Annotated in this window: 17 protein-coding genes; 10 read left to right on the plus strand and 7 right to left on the minus strand. The window is 74.4% G+C overall.

The features are described from left to right. The first annotated feature begins 110 nt into the window (after positions 1–110). On the plus strand, positions 111–1,001 hold the full coding sequence (locus Ae505Ps2_RS15280; RefSeq protein ID WP_075307329.1) for an alpha/beta hydrolase: 891 nt from the start codon (positions 111–113) through the stop codon (positions 999–1,001). A gap of 9 nt (positions 1,002–1,010) precedes the next feature. Continuing rightward, a complete protein-coding gene (locus Ae505Ps2_RS15285; protein ID WP_051050258.1) occupies positions 1,011–1,814 on the plus strand; it encodes a crotonase/enoyl-CoA hydratase family protein in 804 nt (267 codons plus the stop codon). Between the two features lies 1 nt (position 1,815). Here Ae505Ps2_RS15285 and Ae505Ps2_RS15290 read toward each other — a convergent pair whose 3' ends face one another. From Ae505Ps2_RS15290 to Ae505Ps2_RS15310, 5 genes are all read right to left on the minus strand, one after another. Then, positions 1,816–3,075 carry an Nramp family divalent metal transporter gene (locus Ae505Ps2_RS15290; RefSeq protein WP_043279857.1) on the minus strand — a complete coding sequence of 420 codons (1,260 nt, stop codon included), beginning with the start codon at positions 3,073–3,075 and terminating at the stop codon, positions 1,816–1,818. Between the two features lie 95 nt (positions 3,076–3,170). Next, a complete protein-coding gene (locus Ae505Ps2_RS15295; RefSeq protein ID WP_075333608.1) occupies positions 3,171–3,656 on the minus strand; it encodes a GNAT family N-acetyltransferase in 486 nt (161 codons plus the stop codon). 4 nt (positions 3,657–3,660) lie between these two features. Beyond that, entirely contained in the window at positions 3,661–4,287 is a 627-nt protein-coding gene (locus Ae505Ps2_RS15300) for a YigZ family protein (RefSeq protein ID WP_075307325.1), read from the minus strand. Between the two features lie 312 nt (positions 4,288–4,599). Then, complete coding sequence (locus Ae505Ps2_RS15305; protein ID WP_083695757.1) at positions 4,600–4,908, minus strand: hypothetical protein; 309 nt, start codon at positions 4,906–4,908, stop codon at positions 4,600–4,602. A gap of 13 nt (positions 4,909–4,921) precedes the next feature. Then, positions 4,922–6,607 (minus strand): sodium:solute symporter family protein, encoded by a 1,686-nt coding sequence (locus Ae505Ps2_RS15310; RefSeq protein ID WP_020625350.1) that lies wholly within the window; start codon positions 6,605–6,607, stop codon positions 4,922–4,924. Positions 6,608–6,921: 314 nt separating this feature from the next. Here Ae505Ps2_RS15310 and Ae505Ps2_RS15315 point away from each other — a divergent pair, with 314 nt between their 5' ends. Beyond that, positions 6,922–7,713 carry a DeoR/GlpR family DNA-binding transcription regulator gene (locus Ae505Ps2_RS15315; protein ID WP_060714509.1) on the plus strand — a complete coding sequence of 264 codons (792 nt, stop codon included), beginning with the start codon at positions 6,922–6,924 and terminating at the stop codon, positions 7,711–7,713. A 14-nt stretch (positions 7,714–7,727) separates the two neighbouring features. Then, a complete protein-coding gene (gene galT / locus Ae505Ps2_RS15320; RefSeq protein ID WP_075312049.1) occupies positions 7,728–8,807 on the plus strand; it encodes a galactose-1-phosphate uridylyltransferase in 1,080 nt (359 codons plus the stop codon). 262 nt (positions 8,808–9,069) lie between these two features. Here galT and Ae505Ps2_RS15325 read toward each other — a convergent pair whose 3' ends face one another. Beyond that, positions 9,070–10,194, minus strand: a complete 1,125-nt coding sequence (locus Ae505Ps2_RS15325; protein ID WP_075553728.1) for an NlpC/P60 family protein — start codon at positions 10,192–10,194, stop codon at positions 9,070–9,072. Between the two features lie 628 nt (positions 10,195–10,822). Here Ae505Ps2_RS15325 and Ae505Ps2_RS15330 point away from each other — a divergent pair. Then, a complete protein-coding gene (locus Ae505Ps2_RS15330; protein ID WP_212567636.1) occupies positions 10,823–12,169 on the plus strand; it encodes a glycosyltransferase in 1,347 nt (448 codons plus the stop codon). A gap of 110 nt (positions 12,170–12,279) precedes the next feature. On the opposite strand, the gene Ae505Ps2_RS15335 is transcribed toward Ae505Ps2_RS15330, so the two are convergent. Further along, positions 12,280–13,470 (minus strand): glycosyltransferase family 4 protein, encoded by a 1,191-nt coding sequence (locus Ae505Ps2_RS15335; RefSeq protein ID WP_249265277.1) that lies wholly within the window; start codon positions 13,468–13,470, stop codon positions 12,280–12,282. A 210-nt stretch (positions 13,471–13,680) separates the two neighbouring features. On the opposite strand from Ae505Ps2_RS15335, the gene cobF reads away from it, so the two are divergent. From cobF to Ae505Ps2_RS15360, 5 genes are all read left to right on the plus strand, one after another. Further along, positions 13,681–14,487, plus strand: a complete 807-nt coding sequence (gene cobF / locus Ae505Ps2_RS15340) for a precorrin-6A synthase (deacetylating) (RefSeq protein WP_020625344.1) — start codon at positions 13,681–13,683, stop codon at positions 14,485–14,487. A 30-nt stretch (positions 14,488–14,517) separates the two neighbouring features. Then, positions 14,518–15,009, plus strand: a complete 492-nt coding sequence (locus tag Ae505Ps2_RS15345; protein ID WP_020625343.1) for an SRPBCC family protein — start codon at positions 14,518–14,520, stop codon at positions 15,007–15,009. 81 nt (positions 15,010–15,090) lie between these two features. Then, positions 15,091–15,351 (plus strand): helix-turn-helix transcriptional regulator, encoded by a 261-nt coding sequence (locus tag Ae505Ps2_RS15350; protein ID WP_083907834.1) that lies wholly within the window; start codon positions 15,091–15,093, stop codon positions 15,349–15,351. Positions 15,352–15,386: 35 nt separating this feature from the next. After that, complete coding sequence (locus Ae505Ps2_RS15355; protein ID WP_075307319.1) at positions 15,387–15,887, plus strand: hypothetical protein; 501 nt, start codon at positions 15,387–15,389, stop codon at positions 15,885–15,887. Positions 15,888–15,935: 48 nt separating this feature from the next. Then, the coding region (locus tag Ae505Ps2_RS15360) for an SDR family NAD(P)-dependent oxidoreductase (RefSeq protein WP_139320248.1) at positions 15,936–16,461 on the plus strand (526 nt) is incomplete at its 3' end.

Consider the following 16,461-nt stretch of genomic DNA (forward strand, 5'->3'; position numbering starts at 1 on the left):
GTGTCAACAAGACGCCACCCCTGGTCGCCGCCGCGCTGCCGGGCGTCGTCGGGGCCGCGGGGAGGTAGGTTCTCCACGGCCGTCCCCGCACCACGATCCGAGGTCCCAGCGTGTCCACCGCTCCGCCCACGTGGTTCACCGACGCACTCGCCGATCCGGGCGAGCCCGGGCGCACCGAGAGCGACGGCGTCGAGATCCGTTTCCGCAGCTGGGGCACCCCTGGCGGGCCCGGCGTGCTGCTGGTGCACGGCGGCGCGGCACACCTGCACTGGTGGGACCACATCGCTCCGCTGCTGACCGAGGGCACCCGCCGGGTGGCGGCGGTCGACCTGTCCGGGCACGGTGACTCCGGGCGCGCGCCGTCCTACGACCTGGACCGCTGGGCCGCCGAGCTGCGTGCCGTGATCGACGCCGCGGGCCTCGGCCCGCGTCCGACGCTGATCGGGCACAGCATGGGCGGGTACGTCACGCTCACCGCGGCACTGCGCTACGGCGAGGAGCTGGCCGGGTCCGTCGCCGTCGACTCCCCGATCCGGGACCGGTCGCCGGAGGAGCTGGCGGCACGAGAACAGCGGGCGTTCGGTCCGGTGAAGGTGCACCCCGACCGCGACGCGCTGGTCGCGCGGTTCCGCACCATCCCCGGCCAGCCCGGTGACCTGCCCTACGTGCACCGGCACATCGCCGAACGCAGCGTGCGCGCCGTCGACGGCGGCTGGAGCTGGAAGTTCGACCCGCGCATCTTCGGTGGGATCGCGCTGACCCCCGGCGACCTGGGCCGGCCGGGCTGCCGGATCGCGCTGTTCCGCGCTGAGCACGGCCTGGTCCCGGCCGACATGGGGGAGATGGCCGTCGACCGGATGGGCCGGGCCGCGCTGGTCGTCGAGATCCCCGGTGCCGGGCACCACATGATGATCGACCAGCCGCTGGCGCTGGTGACCGCGTTGCGGACCCTGCTGGCGGACTGGGAGCACTCGGTTCCGGTGGTGGCGCCCGCGATCTAGGGTGGGCCCATGACAGAGCAGTCAGAACTGACTCCTTCCGGGACGGCCGCGTCCGACGAGGACGTGCTGGTCGAGCGGCGGGACGGCGTCCTGCTGATCACGATCAACCGCCCGCACGCCAAGAACGCCCTCAACGAGAGCGTCGCGCGGACCGTCGCCGCGGCCGTCGACGAGCTCGACGCCGACCCCGACCTGCGGGTCGGCGTGCTGACCGGGGCGGGCGGGGTCTTCTCGGCCGGGATGGACCTCAAGGCGTTCCTGCGCGGCGAGCGGCCGTCGGTGCCCGGGCGCGGCCTCTGCGGGATCACCCAGGCCCCGCCGGTCACCCCGATGATCGCCGCCGTCGAGGGCTGGGCCCTGGCCGGTGGGTTCGAGATCATGCTGGCCTGCGACCTCGTCGTCGCCGGGCGTGGCGCCCGCTTCGGGGTGCCGGAGGTCAAGCGGTCCCTGGTCGCCGCCGCGGGCGGGGCGCTGGAGCTGGCGAACCGGGTGCCCCGGGCGCTGGCGCTGGAGATGCTGCTGACCGGGGACCCGATCGACGCCGCGCGGGCCGAGGCCGCCGGCCTGGTCAACTCCGTTGTCGACGACGGCACCGCGCTCGAGGCGGCGCTGGCGCTGGCCGCGCGGATCGCGGTGAACGGGCCGCTCGGCGTCGCCGCGTCGAAGCGGATCGTGCGGGAGAGCCCGGACTGGGGCGCCGACCGCTGGGAGCGCCACGACGCGATCGTTCGCCCCGTGCTGACCTCGGAGGACGCCCGCGAGGGCGCCACCGCGTTCGCCGAGAAGCGCGACCCGGTCTGGCGCGGTCGCTGAGTCAGGCGACGAACGCCTCCCAGATCAGGAAGGCGTTCAGCCCCACCACGACCGCGGCGACGACGACCGCCGCGGCCGTGGTGACGCGGTGGTTGACCAGGTCGCCCATCACCTCGCGGCGCGCGGTCAGCCACACCAGCGGGACCAGCGCGAACGGGATCCCGAACGACAGCACGACCTGGGAGAGCACCAGCGCCTGCGTCGGGTCGATCCCGATGCCCAGCACGACCAGAGCGGGGGCGAGGGTCAGCAGCCTGCGCAGCAGCAGCGGGATCCGGCGGCGCAGGAACCCGGCCATGATGACCTGCCCGGCGTAGGTCCCGACGCCCGACGACGCGAACCCCGAGGCGAGCAGCGCGATCGCGAACCCGTACGCGGCGACGGCGTCGAGCTCGCTGCCCAGCCCGGCGAAGATGCCCTCCAGGGTGTCGGTGCCGGGCACGTCGGTGCCGGCGAACAGGGCGGCCGCGACGACCAGCATCGACAGGTTGACCAGCCCGGCCACGCCCATCCCGAGCGCGATGTCGGTGCGCCCGACCCGCAGCAGGAACCGGGTGTCCTCCGGGCCACGGGCGACCAGGCGGCCCTGGGTCAGTGCCGAGTGCAGGTAGATCACGTGCGGCATCACGGTCGCGCCGAGGATGCCGGTGGCCAGCACCAGCGACCCGACGCCGTCGAAGCCCGGGACCAGGCCCGCCGCGAGCGCGGGACCGTCCACGTCGGTGCGCGCCACGGTGGAGACCAGCCCGACCAGGATGATCGCGAGCAGGAAGACGATCGCCCGCTCGAACGGCCGGTGCCCGCGCGACTGCAGTCCCAGCAGCACGAACGCGATCACGCCGGTGATCACCCCGCCGGTGAACAGCGGGATCCCGAACAGCAGGTGCAGTGCGACGGCGCCGCCGATCACCTCGGCCAGGTCGGTCGCGATCGCGACGAGCTCGGCCTGGGCCCACATGAACCGGTTCCGCCACGGGGTGAGGTGCTCGCGGCACAGCTCGGGGAGGTTCTTGCCGGTCGCGAGCCCGAGCTTGGCCGAGAGCGACTGGATGAGCATCGCCATCAGGTTGGCGACGACGATCACCCAGACCAGCAGGTAGCCGTAGCCGGCGCCGGCGGAGAAGTTCGTCGCGAAGTTGCCCGGGTCGACGTAGGCGACGGCGGCGACGAACGCGGGCCCGAGGACGGCGAGCCTGCCGCGCCACCCGCGTCGGCGCAGCTGCTCCACGCTGACCGGTGCGGCCGTGTCCGTGCTCGTCATGTGCGCCCCCGTGAAGTGATGAGGTCTGGCGAAGACACAGTGTAGGCGCGACTAACTCTGCAGGTACAGAGGTGCAACGATGCAGACCGTGCGGGTCACAGGTAGCGGTGCATCACGTGCAGGCCGGTGGTCGTGCCGTCGGGCAGGGCGAACGCGTCGGGCACCGTGCCGACCGTGGCGAAGCCGAGCGAGTGCCACAGCGCGACCGCGCGGGTGTTGGTCGCGACGACGGCGTTGAACTGCATCGCGGCGTACCCGTCCGCGCGGGCGAGGGCCAGCACGTGCTCGCCGAGCGCGCGCCCGGTGCCGCGCCCGGCCTCGCCGGTGTCGACGGCGAAGCTCGCGGTCGCGACGTGCGAGCCCGGCCCCGGCTGGTTGGGCCCGGTCTTGGCGGTGCCCACGACCCTCCCGTCCCGGACCGCCACGACGACCCGTGCCGGCGGCGGGAGCATCCACATGCGGGTGATCCAGGCGTCGTCGGCGTCGGGCGGGACGGTGTAGGTCCGGCCGTCGGCGAAGATCGGGCGGAGCACGTCGAGGACGGCGGGGAGGTCGTCGGCGGTGGCGGCGCGGATGTGCACGCGCTCAGGGTAGGTAGAGGTCGCGCGGGCCGGCGTCGAGCGCCTCGACGTCGCCGCCGGTGTGCTCGGCGAGCCAGTCGGCGAAGGCACCGGTGTCGGTCTCGGCGACGGCCACGGTCAGTGTGACGTCCACGCCGTGCGTGACGTCGCACAGCCGGTACGGGGAGTGGTGCAGGTCGTGCTCCAGGCGCCCGGCGCGGTCGTGGCCGACGGCGAGCAGCAGCTCGCGGTGCCGGACCCGGCGCAGCTCGCCCACCGCGTCCAGGGTGGCGGTCAGGGCACCGGAGTAGGCGCGGACCAGCCCGCCCGCGCCGAGCTTCGTCCCGCCGAACCAGCGCGAGACGACGGCGACGACGTCGGTCAGCCCCCGGCGGGTGAGCACCTCCAGCATCGGCACGCCCGCGGTGCCCGACGGCTCGCCGTCGTCGCTGCTGCGGGCGGTGAGGTCCCCGGTGGCGGGGTCGCCGATGCGCAGCGCGGTGCAGTGGTGGGTGGCGTCCGGCCCGGCCCGGCGGACGCGGTCGATCACGGCCTGGGCCGCCGCGACGTCGGCGACGCGGGCGACGGTGCAGAGGAAGCGCGACCGCGCGATCTCGATCTCGTGCGCGCCGTCGCGGGCGATCACCCGCACGCCGCGACCGGCCTCACATCGTGACCGCGCTCGCGATCGGCGGCGCATCGGGATCGATTCAGTGCATCCTGGAAGGGTCCGGTGACGAGGCCGCCCGCCTCACCCGGCGGGCTCCCTCGTCCACAGCTGGCGGTTCTGCCGCCGACACCGAAGGGAATCCCATCCATGATCGACACACTCCGCGTCCTGCGTTCCGGCCTGACCCGCGTGGTGCGCCGGATCGACGACTACACCCTCGCGGCGTTCAACCCGGTCTACCCGAACCGCGCCGGCCGCGAGCGCTGAGGGCACTCCCGGCCGGCGTGGTCCGGGTCAGTCCTGCTCGTCGGCCGCCGGCGGGGCCAGCTTCAGCGGCCGCAGGTACACCCACAGCACGAACAGCACCCCGATCACCAGCATGCCGATGCCGGTGTCCAGGTTGAGGTTCGTACCGCCGGTCTTGGCCAGGTTCTCCGGGTCGTTCCCCGACACGATGCCCATGATCAGCAGCACGATGCCGTAGACCCCGAACAGCAGGGCGATCACCGACCGCAGGTCGAACAGGTTGGCCGCGGTCGTCGAGACCGGGGCGTCGGTCCCGGCGCGGTCGCCGGGGGTGTGGTCTGCACTCTTCGAGCTCATCGCAGGTCTCCGCTCAGCCGAACGCGATGTAGAGGACGACGGTCATCGCGAGCACCAGTGCACCGAGCACACCCGGGCTGCGGTACCAGCCCGCGTCGTCGCCGTCGGTGGAATGGGTGCGGGCCTCCTTGGGCGTGAGGCTCCAGGTCAGGCCGACCAGCTCGGCGTCCGGCTTCGGGGTGGTCACCAGCGAGACCCCCGCGGCCACGCCGACACCGACGACGAACGCCGCGATGGCGCCGACGAAGCTGCCCGCCTGGCTGGACATCGTCCAGACCTCGGTGCGCACCAGGATGTCGACGAGCACCGCCGCGGCGGTGCCGGAGAGCAGGCCGATCCAGGCCGACGGCCCGGTCATGCGCTTCCAGAACAGTCCCAGGATGAAGATCGCGAACAGCGGTGCGTTGAAGAAGCTGAACAGCGACTGGATGTAGTCCATCAGGTTCGCCGAGCCCGAGGCGATGAACGCGGTGCCGATCGCGAGCACGCAGCCGACGATCGTGACCAGCCGGCCGACGCCGAGGTAGTAGCGGTCGGCGCGGCCCGGGCGGACCCAGTCCTGCCAGATGTCGTAGGTGAACACCGTGTTGAACGAGCTGATGTTCGCCGCCATGCCCGCCATGAACGCGGCCAGCAGGCCGGCGATCGCGACGCCGAGGATCCCGTTGGGCAGGACCTCCTTCATCAGCAGCGACAGCGCGTTGTTGTAGGTGATGCCCTCGACGGCGTCGCCGCCGCCGGACTTCACCGCGGCGATCTGCGGGACCAGGATCCCGGCGATCATGCCCGGGGTCACGATGACCAGCACGACCAGCGCCTTCGGGAACGCACCGATGATCGGGGTGCGCCGGGCGGCCGACATCGACTTGGCCGACAGGGCGCGCTGGACCTCGGCGAAGTTCGTCGTCCAGTAGCCGAAGGACAGGACGAACCCGAGGCCGAACACGATGCCCAGCACGGACAGGAACGGGTTGGCGATCTCGGTGAGCGGGGTGCCGGGCCAGGCGTTGAGGTCCGCGCCGCCGCTCGGGCCCTCGGTGACCGCGCGGGTCAGGCCGTCCCAGCCGCCGACCCGGTTGAGTCCGGCGACGGTCAGCGGGATCAGCAGCGCGAGGATCACGAAGAACTGCAGGACCTCGGTGTAGATCGCGGCGGACAGCCCGCCGAGGGAGATGTAGCCCAGGACGACGACGGCCGCGACCGGGATCGCCAGGTACAGCGACCAGCCGAGCAGCGCCTCCAGGACCAGGCCCAGGGAGAACAGGTTGACCCCGGCGATCAGGATCGAGGCGACCGCGAAGATCACCGCCTGCACCCGCTGGGTGGTCTTGTTGAACCGCTTGAGCAGGAACTCCGGGACACTGCGGGCCTTGGAGCCGTAGTAGAACGGCATCATCACGATGCCCAGGAACACCATCGCCGGGATCGCGCCCAGCCAGTAGTAGTGCACCGTCGGGATGCCGAACTGGGCCCCGTTGGCGACCATGCCGATGAGCTCGATCGCGCCGAGGTTCGCCGAGATGAACGCCAGGCCGGTGATCCAGGCCGGCATCGACCGGCCGGACAGCAGGAAGTCGAGGCTGGAGGAGACCGAGCGACGTGCCGCGAAGCCGATGCCGAGCACCAGCACGAAGTAGAAGGCCACCAGCAGGTAGTCGACCAGGTTGGGGTTGAGGCGCAGGACCTCCTGGGCGGTCATGCCGTGCCCTCCCGGGACGTCCCCGGGGCCCGCCGGGCCGTCTCGTGATGCTCCATCTCGGATAGCTCCTCGCCGTCGAGTGCGTGTGCTGCCGGTCCGCCGGCCGGTGGTGCACGACGGCGCGTTGCGCGGACCAACGCACAAGCTAGACCGGACTCGATCAGAAGTGAACACTTTCGCTCGATTTCGAGACCGGTCGGTGACCTGGATGCCCCTCGGGTGGCCGATCGATACGCTCGGTCGACCCTTGCCGCACGTTCGGTTGTGTTGCATTCTGTGCGGGTGAAGCCCCGACGGTGTCCGGCCCGGACACGATGAGCCTGCTCGCCGAGCAGCGGCGCGAGGTGATCGTGGAGCAGGTCCGCACCCGCGGCGCGGTGCGGGTGTCCGAGCTCGCCGACCACCTCGGTGTGTCGGAGATGACCGTGCGCCGCGATCTCGACGTGCTGGCCCGGCGCCGCCTGGTGGACAAGGTGCACGGCGGCGCGACGGCCGTCGGCGAGCACACCACGTCCGAGCCCGGGTTCGCCGCCAAGTCGGTGTGCGAGCTGGAGGAGAAGGACGCCATCGCCGCCGCGGCCGCCGAGCTGGTGACCCCCGGTGCCGCGATCGGCCTGTCCGCGGGTACGACGACCTGGCGGCTCGCCCGGCTGCTCGCAGCCGTGCCGCGGCTGACGGTGGTGACCAACTCCGTCGCCGTCGCGGACGCGCTGCACACCGGCGGCGCCGACTCCCGCGGGACCACGGTGATCCTGACCGGAGGTGTGCGGACGCCGTCGGAGGCGCTGGTCGGCCCGGTCGCGATCGCCGCGCTGCGCTCGCTGAACCTGGAGACGGTGTTCCTCGGGGTGCACGGGATGAGCGCCGCGGCGGGCTTCTCCACCCCGAACCTCACCGAGCGCGACACCAACCGCGCCCTGATCGAGTCCGGTAGCAGGCTGGTGGTCGTCGCCGACCACACCAAGTGGGGCACCGTCGGGATCTCGACGATCGCCGAGCTGTCCGAGGCCGACGTGCTCGTGACCGACAGCGGTCTGGCCGACGCCGACCGTGCGGTCCTCGAGGGCGAGGTCGACCACGTGATCATTGCCCGGCCCGGAAGGTGACGTACGTGCAGAAGGTGCAGAAGCTGGCCACCCGGATGGCCGACGGCCGGGAGATCCTCTGGTTCGACGGCCCCGACCACGCTCCCCGGGACCCGGCCGACCTGGTCGACGCCCGCGACCTCCCGCGGGTGGTGCCCGCCTCGCAGCTGCGCTACGACGCGCTGGCCGGGGAGTGGGTGACGATCGCCGCGCACCGGCAGGACCGCACCTACAAGCCGCCGGCCGACCAGTGCCCGCTGTGCCCCAGCCGCGACGGTCGCCACACCGAGGTGCCGAGCCCGGAGTACGGCGTCGTCGCGTTCGAGAACCGCTTCCCGTCCTTCGGGTCCGCACCCGGCGCGCCGCTGCCCGAACCGGGCCCGGTGCCGCAGGCGGCGTCGGGGCGGTGCGAGGTCGTCTGCTTCACCGACGACCACGACACCCCGTTCTCCCGGCTCACCCCCGACCGGGCGCGCCTGGTCCTGGAAGCGTGGGCCGACCGGACCGCCGAGCTGGGTGCCCGGCCGGGGGTCCGCTACGTCTTCCCGTTCGAGAACCGGGGCGCCGAGATCGGCGTGACGCTGTCCCACCCGCACGGACAGATCTACGCCTACCCCTACGTCCCGCCGTTCCCGCAGCGGATGCTGGCCCACGTCGCCGCGCACCGCGAGGCCACGGGGGAGAACCTGTTCGACACGCAGCTGGCCGCCGAGCGGGCGGGGGAGCGCGTCGTCGTGGCCGGGGAGCACTGGACGGCGTTCGTGCCGCAGGCGGCGCGCTGGCCGGTCGAGGTGCACCTGTACCCGCACCGGCCCACCCCGGACCTGCCCGCCCTCGACGAGGCCCAGCGCGCCGAGTTCGCGACCCTCTACCTGGACGTGCTGCGCCGCCTCGACGCCCTCTACGACGACGAGCTCCCCTACGTCGCGGGCTGGAACCAGGCACCGGTGCTGGAGTCCGACGGCCGCTCCGACGCCCGGCTGCACCTGCGGCTGCACTCGATCCGCCGGGCCCCCGGGAAGATCAAGTACCTGGCCGGGTCCGAGTCCGGCGCGGGCGCGTTCATCTCCGACGTGCTGCCCGAGGCCGTCGCGGAGCGGCTCCGCTCGCTGTAACCGCAGCCCGGCCACGGGGAGCCACCCGCCGGTGCCGCCCGCGGTCCGCCGGTGATCCGCAGCCCGCGCGGTGATCCGTTGTTCGCGCGTGTTCAGACGCGCGCGTCCCGCGGATCACCGCGCGCCCGGCGGATCACCGCGCGGGCTGCGGGTCTGCCTGCGTGCGGGCTGTGGGTCGCGGCGCGGGGCGAACGGGTCCGGACGTGCGTCGAGGCCGCACCCCTCCCCAGGGGTGCGGCCTCGAAGGCAGGGTGCGGCGGGGTCAGACCCGGACGGCGTTGTGGAACGGCATCGAGTCGATGTCGGAGTACTTGACCGGCTCGCCGCTGGTGGAGGCGTGGAGCACCTTGCCGTTGCCGGCGTAGATGCCGACGTGGCTCACCGGCGAGTAGAAGAACACCAGGTCGCCGGGCTTGAGCTGGCTCTTGGAGACCGGGGTGCCGTCCATCTGCGACTGCGCGCTGGAGGTGCGCGGCAGGTCGATGCCGATCTGCTCGAACGCCCATACCATCAGGCCGGAGCAGTCGAACGCGCTCGGGCCGGTGGCGCCCCACTTGTAGGGCTTGCCGAGCTGCTGCTTGGCCTGCGCGAGCGCCTGGGCACCCTCGGCGGAGCCGCCGGTCAGGCCGCCGACGATGTCGCCGATCACGCCGCCACCGTCGCCGTCGTCGTCCCCGCCGTGCCGGGCCGACGCCGCGGCGGCCTTCGCCCGGGCCTCGGCCGCCTTCGCCGCGGCCTCCTTCTGGGCGACGGCGGCGATGCGGGCCGCGTCGGCCTTCTCGAAGGCCTGCGGGACCGACGCGGTGACGTGCTCGAACCCGCTGGTCAGGGTGGACGCGGCGTCGCTGGTGCCAGTGCCGCCGTGCTCGGAGCCCGCGGCCGGGATCGACAGCTTCATCGTGGCCTCGTTGGCCGCGCCGGTGAGGTCCATGTCCGCGGAGGTCTCGGGGGACTGCTCCGGCGAGCTGAGGGTCGACACGACGCCCATGACCGCGGTGGCGCCGACGAGCGTCGCCGACATGGTCGCGACGACGGCGCGCGGGTTGCGCCCGAGCAGCCCGGTGTCCGAGGTGCCGCGGAGCAGGCCGACCGCGGTCCGCGAGGTGACGCTGGCGGGGGTGTCCGGCGCGTCGCGGGTGATGACGGTGTCGCTGCCGGACACGGCGGGCAGACCGGTCGCGGGGGTGCCGATGCGCTCCAGGTCCGGGCCGGGGGCGTCGGCACGGCGGGCGCGACGGCCGCCGGTCGCGGGGGTGTCGAACCCGGCCTCGGAGTAGCGGGCGAGCAGCTCGGCGGCGGAGATGCCCGCGCCGGCGTCACGGTCCCGGCGACGCCGGGGGACGTCGCTCTCGGGTGTATGGAGTTCCGGGGTGAGTGCAGTGGTCATTCGGGGGTCCTCGCCGCCTCGAACCCGCCCCGGTCCTCGTGACCGGACACGGCTCCGCCCCGCTGCGTGCTGGGTGGGCGCCAGGGGGAGTGTCGGCCAGCGGGGAGCAGGCGACCGACCAGGCGCACCAGCCGACATCTCGTCGACCAGCCGAGAGGGACCGTAACCGATCCGTGACTCGGACACCGACGGGGCTCGCCGGGTGTGCGGCGAGCGGCCGGTCCGGCGCGATCCGCGCACCGGGGCCGCGCCCAACGGTGCAGACGGTGTGTTGTTCGGGTCGTACGGTCGTTCGGCTGCGCCGAACGGTGTGCGTACGCGGGTGTCGCAGTGCGCACGGTGACCGGGAGAGCCCCCGGACGGACCACCCTGTCCCGAACCCGGCGGTGCCGCCGGTGGCACCTCGTCGGCGTGACTGGGCCGGGAGGTCGTCCGGACCGCGGCGGACGGAGCAGCGCACGATGCGGGTCCCGTGCCTGGTGAGCGCGGGTGCCGGGTGCTCTGCGACGATCGGGGCGGGTGCCCGTCGCGACCGGCGGGGCGTGCACCGGTCGGGCCGACCACCGACACCGACCCACGATCCCGGGAGGCCGCAGCAGTGCCGGACCGAGCAGGCGACCCCGTCTGGGTGGGTGAGCTCGCCCACCACCGCGGCGTGCACGGCAGTGGCCACGGGGCCGGTGACCTCGTCGTCCCGCCGCGGTTCGGCTCGGCCCGGCTGCTGGTCACCGACGGCGGTGTCCCCGTCGGTCAGGCCGTCGTCCCGCTGCACGGGGGCCGGGCGCGCGCCGCGGACCTGGCCCGGGCCGCCGCGGCCGTCGCCGGGCGCGAACCACCGGCCGAGCCCGCGGTGTCGGCCGAGCCGCTGACCGTCGTCGTCGCGACGCGGGGGCGGCCGGAGAGCGTCCGTCGCTGCCTGGCCGCGGTGCTGGCCGGCGACCACCCCGACGTGACCGTGCTCGTCGTCGACAACGACCCGCCCGACGAGCGCACCCGCGAGGTCGTCCGCGACTGCGCGGACCCGCGGGTCCGCTACGTCTGCGAGCCGCGCCGCGGTGTGTCGGTCGGGCGCAACCGCGGCCTCGCCGAGGCCCGCACCGCGGTCGTCGCGTTCACCGACGACGACACCGAGCCCGACCCGCGGTGGGCGTCACGGATCGCCGGGTCCTTCGCCGAGGACCCCGAGCTCGTCGCGCTGAGCGGTCCCGTGCTCGCCGCGCGGCTGGAGACCCCGGAAGAGCGGGCCGCCGACGTCGCGCTGGCCTGGAACAAGGGCTTCCTGCCCCGCCGGTTCCGGCTCGACGACCCACCCGCGGACTCCCCGGTGTTCCCGTTCTCCCCGGGCCTGTTCGGGATCGGCGCCAACCTGGCGGTGCGTGCCGAGCCGGTCCGCGCGCTCGGCGGGTTCGACGAGGCGCTCGGCCCGGGCAGGCCCACCCGGGGCGGCGAGGACATCGAGCTGCTGGTCCGGATCGTGCTCGACGGCGGCACCCTGGCCTACCTGCCGTCGGCGTGGGTGTGGCACCACCACCGGCCGTCGTCGGGGGAGCTGCGCGACCAGATGGGCGGCTACGCGCTCGGGCTGGGTGCGTTCCTGGGCAAGGTGGCGCTGGACCCGCGGGCTCGGCGGCTGGCGGTGCGCCGGTTCCCGGCGGCACTGGGGCGGCTGCGCGACATCGTGCGCCGCGAGTCCGCGGAGCCGAAGCCCGTCGCGCGGGCCCGCCACGAGCAGCACGCCCCCGCCGCTGTCGGTGGGCGCGGGCCGTCGCCGGAGCCGTTGGGTGCCCCGCTCGCGGACGAGGACCGCCCGGCGCCGCAGGACGTCGTCGCGCTGCCGAGGGGGGCGGGCGCTCGCAAGCTGCGCGGACTGGTCTCCGGTCCGGCGCTCTACCTGCAGGCCCGCCGGCAGGTGCAGACCGAGGGCGGGAGCACTCCGCCGCTGACCGGCCCGGCCCGGCCGCTGCGGCGGCGCTGACCGCGGTCCGGTCCGTCCCTGCTCCGAGCCGGCCGACCGGGACCTCCGCGAACGAGGCACCCCGCGGCGCACCGGGAGCCCGGTCCGGGCAGCCGGAGCCCGGGACCGGCTCAGCCCCGGCCCACCGGCTCGGGTGTGTCCAGCTCGGCGGCGGCCGGCGCGCCGGCGACCCCGACCGCACTGCGGTAGACGTCGCCGAGCCGGGCCGCCCACGGCGCGGCCGCGAACCGGTCGAGGAACCGCCGCCGGGCCCCGGCCCCGAGCCGGGCGCGCAGGTCGGCGTCGCGGGTGAGCCGCACCAGCTCGTCGGCGATCCGGGTGGCGTCGACCGGGGCCAGCAGGCCGGTCTCGCGGGTCACGATCTCCGGGATCCCGCCGACCCGGGTCGCGACGGCCGGGGTGCCGGTGCCGTGCCCGAGCAGCAGCATCCGGGGCATCGTGTCGTGCCGGGTGGTGTGCAGCTGCACGTCGGCCGCCCGGAGCAGCGCCACCGGGTCGGTGCTGCGGCGGAACGCCACCCGGCCGGACAGGGCCTCGTCGGCGGCGACCCGGGACTCCAGCCACGGCCGCAGCGGTCCGTCGCCGCCGAGCACCACGGTGAGCGGCTCGTCCGGCGCGATCCCGGCGACGGCGTCGAGCAGCATGTCCTGCCCCTGGCCCCGGCGCATCGGCGCGACCGAGACGGCGACGACCTCGTGGTCGGCCACGCCGAGCCCGCGCCGCAGGCGCTCCCGCTCCTCGGCCGTGCCCTCGCCCGGGTCGGCGGCGCCGTCCGGGATCACCGACAGGCCCTCGGTGGACCCGGCGGCGCGGCGGTACCAGTCGCGCTGCAGGGCCGACGTCGCGATCGTGCGGGTCATGAACCGCTTGCGCGCCAACGTCTTCGCGGTCCGCCGGAGCTGGTCGCCGCGGTCGGCGGGGTGCTCGTGGATGTGGTGCAGCGTGGACACCGCCGGCACCCGCAGGCGGGCCGCGGCGGCCGAGCCGACGACGTCGGGCCGGGCTCCGTGGGTGTGCACCAGGTCGACGCCGTGCTCCCGGAACGCGGCGAGCACCTTCAGCACGGCGCGCGGGTCCCACGGTGCGACGTTCAGCTCGACCGGCGGCGCCCCGGCACGGGACAGGAGTTCGGCGACCTCGGAGTGCCCGGACGGGGCCAGCGCGACGACCACCACCCGGAACCCCGCGTCCGGGCCGGCGACGGCGAGGTCACCGAGCGCGGCCGCGACGCCGCCGTCGTCGAGGGACTCGACGAGGTGCCCGATCGTCGGGATCCTGCTGGTGCTCTCGCTGGTGGGCACGGTGACGTGGCCTCCCGGGGTGGCGCGTGGGGGTCGGTCGTCGGCGGCCGGCCGGTGACGCGGCCCGGCTCGCCGGCCACTCCGACACTACCGAGTGACGACGGGGCGAGACGGGGTCGCACGCTGCGCGCATCGGGCGACACCGGAGCGGAGGTGCCTGCCGATCGGGGGAGTGCCCGGGCGTGTCCGGGGTCCATTACGGTCATTCCGGTGCGCACGGTTCTCGTGATCGGGATCGGGGCCGGTGACCCCGACCACCTCACCCTCCAGGCGGTCCGCGCCCTGCAACGGGCCGACGTCGTCTTCGTCATCGACAAGGGGCTCGACGGCGGGGGGTCGCAGGACGACCTGCTGGCGCTGCGCACCGAGATCCTGCGCCGGCACCGCCCGGACGGCGGCTACCGGCTGGTCACCGCGCCCGAGGTGGGCCGGGACCGCGGCACCGAGGTCGAGCGCGACGACGAGCGGTACCGCGAGGTCGTCGTCGACTGGCAGGACCGGCGGGCTCGTCTCTACCGCGAGATGCTCGACGCCGAGCTGGCCGACGGCGAGACCGGCGCGTTCCTGGTGTGGGGCGACCCCTCCCTCTACGACGGGACGCTGCGCCTGCTCGACCGGGTCCTGGACGGCGCGGGGGAGCAGTGGGCGGTCGAGTCGGTCGCCGGGATCTCCAGCGTCGCCGCGCTCGCCGCCGCCCACCGGCTGATCCTCAACCGGGTCGGCCGCCCCGTCCTGATCACCACCGGGCGCCGGATCGCCGAGGGGATGCCCGACGACGTCGACGACGTCGTCGTGATGCTCGACGGCCGTACCGCCTTCGCCACGCTGCCGGCCGAGCAGCATCGTGAGCTGCACATCTACTGGGGTGCCTACCTGGGGACAGCGGACGAGCTGCTCGTCGCCGGGCCGCTCGACGAGGTCGCCGACGAGATCCTGAAGGTCCGCGCCGAGGCCCGGGAGCGCAAGGGGTGGATCATGGACACCTACCTGCTGCGCCGGGGTGCCGACGAGCGCTGACCCGCCGCGGGCCGACGACGAGGAGGTCGCATGCGCTACGCCGACGGACCCACCACCGAGGCCACCGCCCGGGTCGCCGCACCGCCACGGGCGGTGTGGGCGCTGGTCACCGACCCGCAGTTCCTGGTGGAGGTGTCCACCGAGATGCAGCGCGCCGAGTGGGTCGACGGCGACCGCCCCGGGCCCGGCGCCCGGCTGCGCGGCGAGCACCACCACGAGGCCCGCGGCGCGTGGAGCACCGTGTCCACGGTGACCGCCTGGGAACCCGGGCGGGTGTTCGAGTGGACCGTCGAGGCCGGTGCCGAGTGCGGCGAGACCGCCGTCTGGCGCTTCGAGCTCACCCCCGACGGCGACGGCACCGTGCTGCGCCAGTGGGCCCGGATGGGCCCCGGGCCGTCCGGGCTCACCGCGGCGATCGAGCGGTGGCCGGACAAGGAGGAGCGGATCGTCGAGGGCCGGCTGCGTGAGTGGCGGGCCGGGATGGAGCGCAACCTCGACGCCGTCCGCGAGCGCCTCGGCTAGATCGAGGTCGCGCCGGACCGGGTGCCGGATCGATGTCCGGCTTACTTGACATGAAGTCGAGTAGCCTTGACAATCGTCGATGTGGGACGGACATCGGCGAGGGGACGGCGCAACGCCGTCCGCGCGGCCCGGACGGCGGCCGGCATGACGCAGGCCGAGCTGGCCGAACAGGTCGGCGTGACCCGGCAGACGGTCGTGGCCGTCGAGGCCGGCGACTACGCACCGTCGGTCTACCTGGCCCTGGCCATCGCACGGTCGCTCGACGGCACCGTCGAGGGGCTGTTCGGGTCCGAGGCAGAGGCCGGCCGGACCGCAGGGAACGCGACCGGGACATCGGAGTGAGGCCGCGCCGAGGCGCGGCGGGGGGAGGACGTGTGATGGGTGACGAGATGAAGCGCGACAGCTGGTTCGTGCGGGCGGCCGCCGCGGTCGGCGACCTGGGCAATCCGTTCTACCGGGAGGAGCGCCGCCGGGACGTCTGGAACGAGGCGTCGGCCGTGGGGTTCCAGCTGATGCTGTGGCTCGGGCTGGCGGCCGCGGGGGCGATGATCTGGATCGGTGGACCGCCGGCGCTGCCCTACGTCCTGGTCGTGATCGGCGTCGTCGGTGTGCCGTCGCTGGTCAGCAGCATCTACGCCGCGAGGCTCGGGGTCCGCGCCACGGAGGGCGCGCGGATGTCCTGGTGGCGCATGGCCCCGGTCCTGGTCCTGCTCCTCGTCATGGCTGCCGGGCTGCTGGTGCGCGGGAGCAGCGACGGGGTCAGCGCCTCGACGCTCTGGGGGGTCGTGGCGGGCGGCGTGGCCGTCGTCGGGCTGATGAGCTGGACGGAGATCCGGGCGCGCCGTCGCGAGTCCACCGCCGACGACGTCGCGGCCTGACGGGCTGATCGACGCGCGGGTGGCGCGGCGCTGTGGTCGGATCGATGCGTGCCCGGCAGCGTCGTCCCCTCCGTCCTCGACACCCTCCTCGACCGCACCCTGGTCCCCGGCTACTCGCGGATCGGCTACCTCCTGCGGCGCCCGGGGTGGAGCGGCGACCGCGCCGACCCACCCCGCGGCGCCCTGGCCGGGCGCGCCGCGCTCGTCACCGGCGCGGGCGGCGGACTGGGCGAGGCGATCGCGACCGGGCTGGTCCGGCTCGGCGCGACGGTGCACCTGCTCGTCCGCTCCCGGGACAAGGGCGTCGCGGCACGGGACCGGATCCTGGCCGCCGTGCCGGGGCTGTCGGCCGACCGGCTGCCGGTGCAGGTCTGCGACCTCGGCGAGCTCGCCGACGTCCGCGCGTTCGCGACCCGGTTCGCCACCGAGGTCGACGCCCTGGACGTGCTGGTGCACAACGCCGGGCTGCTCCCGCCCGGCCGCAGCGAGACCTCCGAGGGCAACGAGCTGACCCTGGCCGTGCACGTCCTCGGGCCGCTGCTGCTGACCCGGCTGCTCACCGACACCCTCGCGG

This window comes from Pseudonocardia sp. Ae505_Ps2 (genome assembly GCF_001932425.1).
GTDB lineage: Bacteria > Actinomycetota > Actinomycetes > Mycobacteriales > Pseudonocardiaceae > Pseudonocardia.